The sequence below is a fragment of the bacterium genome (genome assembly GCA_019695335.1).
In the GTDB taxonomy this organism is placed as follows: Bacteria; CLD3; CLD3; order SB21; family SB21; genus JABWBZ01.
In genome coordinates this window covers 1-11,596 of sequence record JAIBAF010000090.1, presented here as the reverse complement: position 1 = coordinate 11,596, position 11,596 = coordinate 1, and the positions used below count along the sequence as shown (strand labels likewise).

Genomic DNA, 11,596 nt, shown 5'->3' with positions numbered 1-11,596 from the left:
TTTTTATCCAATTTTGTCGGCCGTTCTACGACACCGACGCAGGGACGGGACGGCAATTCACATTTAGGCAGTCTTGAACTTGGAGTGTTTGCGCCCATTTCACATCTTGGCAGCCTGGTGATCAATTTAGCCGGGTGTGCGCTGGCTTTCAAAATCAAAAAGCAAGCACGCGTGGCCTTGACCTATATCGGCGATGGCGGAACATCGACTGCGGAATTTCATGAAGGTATGAATATGGCTGCCGTCTGGAAACTTCCGTTTGTTTGTATTATTGAAAATAACAATTGGGCTTATTCCACCCCGACGGCGCATCAGAATTTAACGCCGGATTTGGCTGTCAAAGGTAAAGCGTACGGTATGGAAGCTATTGTCATGGATGGCAACGATGTGATGGAAGTTTTTCGCGTCAGCAAATACGCGATCGAAAAAGCTCGCGCCGGCAAAGGGCCGATTTTAATCGAATCGAAAACTATGCGTATGAAAGGGCACGCCGAACACGACGATGCTTTTTATGTTCCGAAAGAACAATTTGCAGAATGGCAGAAAAAGGATCCGATCATTCGCTGCGAAAAATATTTATTGGATCATCGCGTGATAACTCCAAAAGAAAATGAAGCTATCAAAGCGCGCGTTGCAAAAGAAATGGAAGAAGCGGAAGAATTTGCGCTCAGCGCGCCATTTCCCAATTTTGACGACGGCGTCACCGGTGTTTATGCTGAGTAAGTAATTAAGGTTCTCATTTTCAATTTTCTAAGCACATCGACCAACTATAAAAAACGGTAAGCGGATTCGTGTTTACTCCCGATGACATACGCCAGATGAACAACAGCGGAATTTCTGAGGAAACCGTAATAAGGCAATTGCATCTGTTTGAAAAAGGCATTCCTTATGTGCAACTGGATCAAGCGTGTTCAATTGGTAACGGGATCACCCATATTGCCGAATCGGAATTTGACGAACTGATGGCATTGCATGCAGCGGCATCAGCCGAAGGACGTTTGACTAAATTCGTTCCAGCGTCCGGAGCAGCGTCCAGAATGTTCGACGTGCCGATGACTTTGTACCATCGTCATCAGTCAATACATCGCCGCGACATCGAAGCATTGGCATCCGATTCCATGTATCGCGATTTGCTGCACATTATCGATCACTTAAAACATTTCGCTTTTTTTGAAGATTTCGAAAAAAAATTAACAGAACATGGTTATTCATCTGCAAAATTGCTTGAAAGCGGCGATTACCAGATACTTCTTAAACATTTGTTGTATGAACCCGGCTTAAATTACGCATATTCACCTAAAGCATTGCTGCCGTTTCATCGTTATGATGATCACACTCGCACTGCTCTTGAAGAACATCTCGTTGAGGCGGTCAAGTACGTTCAGGACCGAGAAAATGTCGCCTCGATTCATTTTACTATATCGCCGAATCATGAAGAAGCGATCAATCTTTTATTGTCCCGTGTATTGAGGCGTTATGAAAAAGAAAATGTATTGTTCGATATCAGCTTTTCGTTTCAAAAACCGTCGACCGATACCATTGCTGTTGACCAAAATAATCGACCGTTGCGGGATAAAGAAGGAAAGCTGATTTTTCGTCCATCCGGTCACGGTGCTTTGCTGCAGAATTTGGAAGAATTGGACGGCGACATTGTGTTTATCAAAAATATCGATAATATAGTTCCGGATTATCTGAAAGAAACGACGATCGTTTATAAAAAACTTTTAGCCGGATACTTGATTAAGACCCAAAAACGTGCTTTCTTATATCTGACCCTTCTCGATAGCGGTATTCCGTCAGAATCTGCAATTCGGGAAATGATCCGTTTTCTTCAAGTAGAGTTATCAGTTTTTATTCCGCCTGATTTTGGTCAATGGTCGTTTGACAGGAAAAAAAATTTCATCCAGACTATGCTGAATCGACCTTTGCGCGTATGCGGCATGGTCAAAAATGAAGGTGAGCCCGGCGGCGGTCCTTTCAGAGTTAAAAAAACTGATGGCGCAAGTTCATTACAAATTGTCGAAAGCACACAGGTTGACATGAAAATTTCGCAACAGAAAACTGTTTTTCAATCATCGAAGTTTTTCAATCCGGTTGATCTGGTGTGCGGTGTGCGCAACTATAAAGGCAGTTTATTTCCTTTACAACAATTTGCCGATCCTGAGGCCGGTCTGATTTCAATCAAATCGAAAGACGGTATGACTTTAAAAGCTCTTGAATTACCAGGGTTATGGAATGGGGGAATGGCGGAGTGGAATACGATTTTCGTGGAAGTGCCGGCTATAACGTTTAATCCGGTCAAGACATTGCTGGATTTGCTTCGCCCAGAGCATCAACCTCAGCAGGAGACGACATGAGTTTTTTTAAGAGCGGATTTATTGTCCTTACGATTTTTTTTCTGTATTCAGGGTGTGCACCGACGCAGGATCAGAAATCGATGCCGCCACGCTTGATTGTATTTATTAGCATCGATCAATTTCGATATGATTATCTCACGCGTTTTGCACCGTATTTCGGCCCGGATGGTTTTAATTATCTTCTCTCACGGGGCGCTAATTTTACCGAAAGCCACTACGAGCACGCCACCAATGAAACTGCGGTTGGACACGCCACCATGATGAGCGGAACGTATCCGTACCGGCATGGCATTATTGCCAATGACTGGTATGATCGTACATTACGGCGTAAAGTATATGGCGTCGAGGACACGCTGTCGCCGATTTTGGGCGTTAAAGAGTATGGCAAAACCGACGGCCGGTCACCAAGAAAATTTTCAGGAACCAATCTGGCGGATCAATTGAAACTTCATACGGACGGGCGTGCCAAAGTTTTTGGTATAAGCAATAAAGACCGCTCTGCGATTCTCATGTCCGGTAAAATGGCTGACGGAGTTTATTGGATGGATGAAAAAATAGGAAGGATTGTGACGAGTTCTTACTATATGAACGATTATCCAGAATGGATGAAAACATATCAAGCTTCCAAACCTTTGGATAAATGGAAGGGAGCGAAGTGGGAAATGATATTACCGCCGGATGAGTATCCGAAAATTGATAAAAAATTTGAACAGTATTACGATGTTAAAGCGGGTATCGGAGAAACATTTCCACACACCATAGGTTCGGAAAACGATAAAAAAGACAGAAATTATTATGAAGCTTTAATTCGTTCGCCTTTTGCAAGCGAAGCGCTTTTGGATATGGCTAAAGAATTAATAATACGCGAGAACTTGGGCGACGATGCCGTTACAGATATTTTGTGCGTAAGTTTTTCTGCGAATGACAAAATCGGACACATGTTCGGACCTATGAGCCGGGAGGTTATGGATATTACCGTCAGAACAGACCGCTATCTGGCGGAATTGTTTAAATTTTTGGACCAGGAAGTAGGACTGCAAAATATTTTGTTTGTCTTGACTTCGGATCACGGAGTGCCGCCGATCCCGGAAATCATGTCCTCGCGGCGGATTGAAGCCTATCGTCTGATTCCGGATACGGTTAGACAAATTGCCGAAACAGAAATGATTAAAAAATTCGGCCGCCTGATCCGAGAAAAACGTTATGTTGAGATTATTGAAGAAGCAAATTTATATTTCAATGATGCGGCATTAGCCGAAAAAAAGATTGATAAAAATGCCGCAGAAGAGTATATTAGCACGTTTTTGAAAAACAACGTCAAAGGTATCGATCGCATTTATACCTCACAGCAACTCAGCGAGGGGCGGATACCGGATGATGCCATTTCACGGGCAGTTTTCAAAAATTATTATAGCGGACGAACAGGCGATTTATTTTTAGTTCTGGATCCATACTGTATTTGGAGTTGGATCGGTAAGGGGACCGATCACGGAGAGCCGCAATCGTACGACAATCACGTACCGATGATTCTGACCGGCATCAATTGGATCAAACAAGGAACGTATTATCAACGTTGTTCTCCGGCAGATATTGCACCCACGCTGGCGGCGATTTTGAAGATCGAGCAACCGAATGCGTCGGACGGAAGAGTGCTTAATGAAGTTATTCGATAGACCCAATTCAACAATCTAAAAGGAGTCCTAAGCAATGGCAGGAATGATAACGAATATTAAGTATGTTTGTGTGTATGTATCGGATTTCGACCGGTCTTTGGCATTTTACCGGGACGGCTTAGGATTGGAAGTTACATACCAGGAAGATGGCTTTGCTCAGTTTAATACTGACGGTGCCATCCTGACGATTGAAAAAGGGGGAGAAAAAAGCGATCATCCTAAAGACCACAAGAAAAACGGCGTTCTGATTCAATTCGAAGTAGAAGATCTGGAAAAAACGGTTGGCACTTTGAAATCCAAAAACGTTAAATTCACACAGGATGTGACGGACGTGGAATTTGGCCAAGTGGCGACCATTGTGGATCCGGACGGACATCAACTGCTGCTTTTGGAACAATAAAACGAACTTACCTGTTTGCTGTCCGGAACATACAATCTTCGGACAGCATTTCTACGACTTAACATCAACGTCAAACTGAGGACGGAATGGCGACGGTTACGTATTTGGAAGCAATTTCGATGGGATTGCGCGAGGAAATGCTCCGCGATTCTAATGTCTACTTGATCGGAGAAGACATCGGCGTTTACGGCGGTGCTTTTAAAGTAACGAAAGGCTTTATTGATGAATTCGGCGGTGATCGAGTAATGGACACTCCGATCTCCGAAGCCGGCATTATCGGTGTATGTGTCGGATCGGCGTTGATGGGACTTAGACCAGTTGCAGAGATGCAATTTGCCGATTTCATCTCTTGTGGCTTCAATCAGTTGGTGAATCAAGCCGCTAAGTTACACTACCGGTGGGGCGAAGCCGTGCCGATGGTAGTGCGGTGTCCTTCGGGCGGAGGCGTTCACGGCGGTCCTTTTCACTCGCAAAATCCTGAAGCCTGGTTTTTTCATGTTCCCGGTCTCAAAATCGTATCACCTTCCACGCCGTATGACGCCAAAGGCTTGATCAAAGCGGCAATTCGTGATAATAATCCCGTGTTGTTTTTTGAACACAAATATCTGTACCGTCGCATCAAAGGCGAAGTACCGGAAGATGACTATATCGTTCCTATCGGCAAAGGCGAAATCAAGCGTGAAGGAAAAGACATTACCGTCATTGCCTACAGTTCGGCCGTGCATTGGGCATTAGAGGCGGCAGAACAAATTCAAAAAGACGACGGTGTGAGCGTAGAAGTGCTGGACTTGCGCAGCATTTTGCCGTACGATAAAGAATTGATCTTGCAGTCGGTCAAAAAAACTAACAAAGCCATTGTCGCGCACGAGGCGACTTTGACCGGAGGTGTGGGCGGAGATATTGCTGCTTTCATTACGGAAAACGCTTTCGAACATCTGGATGGTCCGGTCAAACGTTTGGCAGCTTTAGATACGCCGGTACCATATAGCCCGCCGCTGGAAGCGCACTTCCTTCCCAATAAAGAAAAAATGCTGAAAATGATGCGGGAACTGGCAGCGTTTTAGAGAACTACCAATTCGGGCAGTGGAATTAATTTGGAAATTTTTTTAGGCTATCTAAGTTAATCTTTAAATTAATTTAATGCCAATACCTTAATTAAGGCGTCGATTTATGCAAAAAAAATTATTGTACTTATTAATTTTCTCCACCTTTACGTGGCCGCTTTCCGCTCAGAAGAAAGTTCAAGTCGAAGTACATCTTAAAGATCAAAGCAAATTTGTCGGGGAAACAGATTTTAGTGATGTTTCGTTTGTAACAAAATACGGAACGTTAAAGATTCCGGTTTCTGAGATTTCAACCATTTTTCTTAGCAGCGGCCGTAACGACGAATTAAAAGCGCGGGTTTCTCAACTCATTGCCGATCTCGGCAGTGACAGTAAATCCGTGTCGGACAAAGCTGAAGAAGCGATACTTGAACTCGGTATTGATGCCGTCGGGTATATTCACAAATATCTCGACGACCAGGCTGTGAAAGAATCGGATGTGTACGGAACGAACGACCGGTTGACTCAGATTCTCCAACAGATTATGTCTGCCGCCGGTGATATGGAATACCGCGAAACGGATCGTATTGTCCTGAATGATGATTCACAAATGGACGGGACATTCAATCAAAGTGAAATTACCTTGCGTACCAATTTCGGCGTATTAAAAATCGCACGGAAATATATTCATTCCATTACTATTCAAAGCGTTGAAGGACAAGAAACGATAAAAAGCTTTTCCGTTATGGCCAATCAATATATTACATCTAATCCGGACGGAAAAGGTTATCTGAATACTAAAATCAAAATTAAAAGAGGCGATCGATTGAGTATTCGCGCCAATGGTTCTGTGTGGCTTGCATACTGGGCCAAATCGTTCACGCCTCCGGGTAGTGCTACGGATGGTTATGGAAGTGACGGTATGCCTTACGGCGCTTTGATCGGTCGTATCGGTGAAAGCGGTTTGCCGTTTCTCATCGGCGCAAAATATAACAATATCGCCCAAGATAACGGCGTTTTGTATTTGTCAATCACCGATTATGCCTTTTATGCGACGAATACCGGCGAATATCGTGTAACCTTGCGTGTTAATAAATAGACGTATTTCAATAAAATAACCCTATCCAATGAAACTACGTGAATTGCAACTGATGTTGCTTTTGACCGTTGTATGGCTTGGCCAAAGCTATGCTGAAAATTTCGACGGCGTTCCTGAAGAAAAGGACTTTTTGAAAGATGCTTATCTTGACGCAGTCGAACATTTTCCTGAACATATCACAACCCCCATTGACGAGCTTCATTTCTCGGTATATCAGGGCTTTTCGGTCGATTTAGACAAAGATGGCGTGGATGAAATGATTGTGGCCGGGGATATTTCAGGAGAAAGCATTTATGTGGTTATGGGGTACTATTGGGAAAACAATCGCTGGCATTGTCGTATTCTGAATAGAAGTTTGGGCGGAGGTATTCACGATTTTCGTATCATCGATGTTAATAACGATGGACGTTCGGAAATTTTTTCGGTATTACAAGATTCTCAATATAAACAGTATTGTAAAATTTACCGCTTTGTGCCGCAGAATAGCGATAAATTTGAAAGCCTTTTTGTATATCAGACAGAAGGCGGATTTGTCAGTTCATGTAATTTCTTACTGCTCAAAGCTAAAAATAATGACATCTATAAATTACGTGTTGACGAAGTGATTTATGCAGCTGACGAAGAGGGAGGCGATATTATCCAACGTACGTATGTCTATACTTTAAATAATAATACTTTCGTTCTGGAAAGCCGAAGCGATTCAAACGATCCTATCCGTCGTAATTAGGGAACAAATTTAAAGGATATTTTTATGTTTGTTTTATGGTTTGTGAAATTGTATTGGGTGTGGATCATTCTTGGCATCATTATTCTTGCCTCGAGTGTTTTTGGGGGTATCAGCATCCTAGGTATTGTTATCGGTAGTGTTGTGGCACTGTTCGGATTAATTGCGCGCAAAGCCATGCAAAGTGACAGTTTAAGGCAACGCATTGATCGGAATTTGTAATTCTCTTTTTAGTTCTGCAACTACTCCTCCCCTGAAGAAGCCCGAAAATCGGGCTATTGCCGCCGATTCATCGCCTCTTAAAACTTCTTACACGCGGTTGACTTTCGCAGATTATTTTTTTACATTTGCCCGCCACATTTAAATGCGAGGAGTACTACTATGGCACGGAAATTTCAAAATTGTATCAGTGGAAAATGGCAAGACGCTTTAAGCGGGGAAACTTTTGAAAATCGTAATCCTGCAAATTGGGAAGAAATAATAGGTTTATTTCCTAAATCAAACGCGGAAGATGTCAATCAGGCGGTTGCGGCGGCTAAGAAAGCGTGGGATGCATGGCGATTGATGCCGGCTCCGAAACGAGGCGATATTCTCAGAAAAGTCGGCGATCTGATGAATGAACGCAAAGAAGCGCTGGCACAAGATATGACACGCGAGATGGGAAAAGTTTTAGCCGAAACTCGTGGTGATGTTCAGGAAGGCATCGACACGGCCTATTATGCCGCGAGTGAATGCCGGCGTTTATTTAGTCACACGGTTCCTTCGGAATTACCTAATAAATTTGCCATGGCGATTCGTACGCCGATCGGGGTTGCGGGTATTGTAACGCCTTGGAATTTTCCAATGGCTATACCGACATGGAAAATATTTCCGGCATTGGCCTGCGGTAATTGTATCGTGTTCAAGCCGGCGTCGGATACACCGCACACCGCAAGCAATCTGGTCGAAATATTGATCGAAGCGGGCGTACCGGCCGGCGTAATCAATATCGTACACGGTGGCGGAAGTTCGGTCGGAATGAAAATTGTCGAACACCCGGATGTGGAACTGATCAGTTTTACCGGTTCATCCGGCGTTGGCAAAACCATTGCATCGGCTTGCGGTAAAACGCTCAAACGCGTATCGCTCGAACTTGGCGGTAAAAACGCACAGATAGTGATGGATGATGCTAATCTGGAATTGGCGCTTGACGGCGTCCTGTGGGGTGCTTTCGGAACGACTGGCCAACGCTGTACGGCAACCAGCCGGCTTATTCTACATGAAAAAATTCACGATCAATTTCTCGACATGCTCGTCAAACGAACTGAAAAATTACGTATCGGCAACGGGCTGGAAAAAGGAATCGAAGTTGGACCTTGTGTGAATGAAGGTCAATTGAACACCGTAGAAGAATATGTGAAAATCGGAATGTCGGAAGGTGCAAAACTTGTATGCGGCGGTAAACGGCTTACCGACGGCGATTGGAAAAAAGGCTGGTTCCATCAACCGACGATTTTCGCAGGCGTTAAACCGGGCATGCGGATCGAACAGGAAGAAATTTTCGGACCAGTTTTGTCCGTCGTTAAAATAAAAGATCTGGACGAAGCTATCACGGTTTTGAACGATACGGTTTACGGACTCTCCTCATCGTTGTACACCCGTAATATCAATCACTCGTTTAAAGCCATTCGCGATATTAAAGCCGGAATCACGTATATCAATGCCCCGACGATCGGCGCGGAAGCACATTTGCCGTTCGGAGGCGTGAAAGAAACCGGTAACGGGCACCGGGAAGGCGGGTGGCCGGTGTATGAATTTTTCAGTGAATTAAAAACGGTTTACGTCGACTATAGCGACAAATTACAACGTGCGCAAATCGACAATTATTAATTATGAATTTTTTAACTGACATTGGCGTGGAAAGCACTCTGAGCTTGCTTGCAGAGTGCTTTCGTGACTGGCGCGCACAACAAGTTGTCTTGATCGGGCGCCGTCGATGCCTCCTCAAACCGGAATGGAGGGTTTGAGAAGTATCTCCTTTTAATAAACGATAACTCTTACACGTTTATCCAAGGAGAATGTCATGTTAAATATTCATGTCAATCCTGCCAGTGTTCACGCGACTCTAAAAAAACATATGTTGGTTGACGGCTATGATTTCGTTTTGGACACAAAAAAAAGCCGTGGGTCCAGAATTATCGATTCCATTACCGGCAAAACCTATCTTGATCTTTTTTCTTTTTTCGGTTCTTCGCCAGTAGGTATGAATCATCCGGCGATGCAATCAGCCGAATTTCGTGAAGGTCTGATTGAAGCCGCAACGAACAACCCTTCCAATTCTGATATTTACACAACCATCATGGCCGAATTTGTAGCCACATTCAGCCAGGTTGGAATTCCCGAATATTTACCGCATTTGTTTTTGATTTCCGGCGGTGCGTTGGCTGTAGAAAATACGATAAAAACTGCCTTCGACTGGAAGGTGCGCAAACAATTTCCAAGTGGTTTTTCATCGATAGACGAAGAAGAAAAATACGTCAATTCGATGAAAGTCATTTATTTCAAAGAAGCTTTTCACGGCCGCAGCGGTTATACGATGACTATGACGAATACACATTACCGCCACAAAGTTCAGTATTTTCCGAAATTCGACTGGATCAAAGCGCCTAATCCGAAAATCGTTTTTCCTCTTAATGAAACTAATGTAAACGATGTGAAACGTCGCGAAGATGAATGCATGGCTTTTCTGAAAGATCAGTTAAAAAAATATAAAAACCAGATCGCCGCGTTGATCATTGAACCGATTCAGGCTGAAGGCGGTGACAATCATTTTAGAGTTGAATTTCATAAGGCATTGCGACAGTTATGTGATGAGAACGAAATGCTTTTTATTTACGATGAGGTTCAAACGGGTGCCGGTCTTACCGGTAATTTTTGGGCACATCAAGGAATCGGAGTCAAACCGGATATCATTTCCTTCGGCAAGAAAATGCAAATATGCGGTATTCTGGCAGGCAAACGGGTCGAAGAGGTTCGTGATAACGTGTTTGAAAAACCCAGCCGGATCAATTCCACCTGGGGCGGAAATCTGACCGATATGTACCGGTCAACGTGGTACTTGAAAATTATCCATGAAGAAAAACTCGTGGACAATGCTAAAAAACAAGGCGAATTGATTCTCCGTCGTTTACATGAATTGCAGAAAGATTCGAGTTTAATTTCCAATGTCCGTGGCGCCGGGTTGATGTGTGCTTTTGATTTGCCGACTGAAGCTCTACGCGATCAGGTTTTTTCAAAAACTAAAGAAAACGGATTGCTGATCTTAAAATGCGGTGAAAAAAGCATTCGTCTCCGTCCTGCGCTCAATGTCACTGCATCGGAAATTGATGAGGCGGCCGAGATTCTGAATCGTACGATGAAGCAAATCCGTGGCTAATTAGTATTAACTTGACAAACGCCGTTTCAATTTCTATATTACCGCGCTTAAAAAAATAAATCATCGGGGTGTAGCGCAGCCCGGTTAGCGCGCCTGCTTTGGGAGCAGGATGTCAGGAGTTCAAATCCCCTCACCCCGACGAAGTATCCGGCAAGTAAAATCACTTGCCGGTTTTTTTTTGTAATGTAATCGAGCGAATTGCTGCTTGACAATAAAAGAATTTATACTGAACTTATTTTAGCATTCCACACAACAAATTCAGTTCTTTCCATGAAAACACCACTGCAACTGCGGGGAGAAATTTGGAAAAAAGTTAAAGAGACTGACGATAAATACGAGATTAGTAATTTTGGTCGTGTGAAGAGTTTTAATCACAAAAAGGAAGGAAAGTTCCTGACTGGCAAAATTGTCGGAGGATATCAATGTATCGATATGCGAATCGATGATAAACGGCACAACGTTTACGTTCATAAATTAGTGGCTCAGTATTTCGTTCCGAAAGACAATAAAAATAAAAGTGCCGTTGTTCATATCGATTGGAACAAAAAAAATAATCACTATAAAAATCTTAAATGGGCAACGCACGCGGAAGTATTTCGGCGCAATGAAAAAAAATATAAAAAAGTTTATAATGCATTTCGCGGCAGTAATGCATTTAACAGCAAAATTTCAAAAGCGGATGTTCGTTCGATCCGTAAATTGCTGAGTGAAGGCATTAAACAGAAAAAAATTGCCAAAAAATTCAAAATCAGTGAAATGCAAATTACGCGGATCAAAAGGCACGATAATTGGAAGGATGTATAAGCCTAATTTTATAAGTTTATTTTCTCATCATTGCCCTGATATCATCAATGATCTTCTCATCCGGATACATCAAAGGCGACC

At 43.3% G+C, this 11,596-nt stretch carries 11 protein-coding genes and 1 tRNA gene; all 12 read left to right on the top strand.

The features are described from left to right. Positions 1–723: thiamine pyrophosphate-dependent dehydrogenase E1 component subunit alpha (locus K1X84_15725; GenBank protein ID MBX7153076.1), on the top strand; the 723-nt coding region annotated here is incomplete at its 5' end. A 95-nt stretch (positions 724–818) separates the two neighbouring features. Continuing rightward, on the top strand, positions 819–2,357 hold the full coding sequence (locus K1X84_15720) for a DUF4301 family protein (GenBank protein MBX7153075.1): 1,539 nt from the start codon (positions 819–821) through the stop codon (positions 2,355–2,357). Then, on the top strand, positions 2,354–4,030 hold the full coding sequence (locus tag K1X84_15715; protein MBX7153074.1) for an alkaline phosphatase family protein: 1,677 nt from the start codon (positions 2,354–2,356) through the stop codon (positions 4,028–4,030). The genes K1X84_15720 and K1X84_15715 overlap by 4 nt, the downstream gene beginning before the upstream one ends. A gap of 34 nt (positions 4,031–4,064) precedes the next feature. Beyond that, complete coding sequence (locus K1X84_15710) at positions 4,065–4,430, top strand: VOC family protein (protein ID MBX7153073.1); 366 nt, start codon at positions 4,065–4,067, stop codon at positions 4,428–4,430. An 86-nt stretch (positions 4,431–4,516) separates the two neighbouring features. Beyond that, entirely contained in the window at positions 4,517–5,494 is a 978-nt protein-coding gene (locus K1X84_15705) for an alpha-ketoacid dehydrogenase subunit beta (protein ID MBX7153072.1), read from the top strand. 106 nt (positions 5,495–5,600) lie between these two features. Then, positions 5,601–6,572 (top strand): hypothetical protein, encoded by a 972-nt coding sequence (locus K1X84_15700; protein MBX7153071.1) that lies wholly within the window; start codon positions 5,601–5,603, stop codon positions 6,570–6,572. 28 nt (positions 6,573–6,600) lie between these two features. Beyond that, positions 6,601–7,299, top strand: a complete 699-nt coding sequence (locus K1X84_15695) for a hypothetical protein (GenBank protein MBX7153070.1) — start codon at positions 6,601–6,603, stop codon at positions 7,297–7,299. 24 nt (positions 7,300–7,323) lie between these two features. Then, positions 7,324–7,518: a hypothetical protein gene (locus tag K1X84_15690; protein MBX7153069.1), complete on the top strand. Its 195-nt coding sequence runs from the start codon at positions 7,324–7,326 to the stop codon at positions 7,516–7,518. Positions 7,519–7,677: 159 nt separating this feature from the next. After that, positions 7,678–9,165, top strand: a complete 1,488-nt coding sequence (locus tag K1X84_15685) for an aldehyde dehydrogenase family protein (GenBank protein ID MBX7153068.1) — start codon at positions 7,678–7,680, stop codon at positions 9,163–9,165. 193 nt (positions 9,166–9,358) lie between these two features. Continuing rightward, the gene (gene lat, locus K1X84_15680; GenBank protein ID MBX7153067.1) at positions 9,359–10,711 is read left to right on the top strand and encodes an L-lysine 6-transaminase; all 1,353 of its coding nucleotides are present in this window, start codon (positions 9,359–9,361) and stop codon (positions 10,709–10,711) included. Between the two features lie 64 nt (positions 10,712–10,775). Beyond that, positions 10,776–10,850 (top strand) — tRNA-Pro (locus tag K1X84_15675). A gap of 131 nt (positions 10,851–10,981) precedes the next feature. Next, positions 10,982–11,515, top strand: coding sequence for a helix-turn-helix domain-containing protein (locus K1X84_15670; protein ID MBX7153066.1), 534 nt, complete (start codon positions 10,982–10,984; stop codon positions 11,513–11,515). The last annotated feature ends 81 nt before the right edge of the window (positions 11,516–11,596 follow it).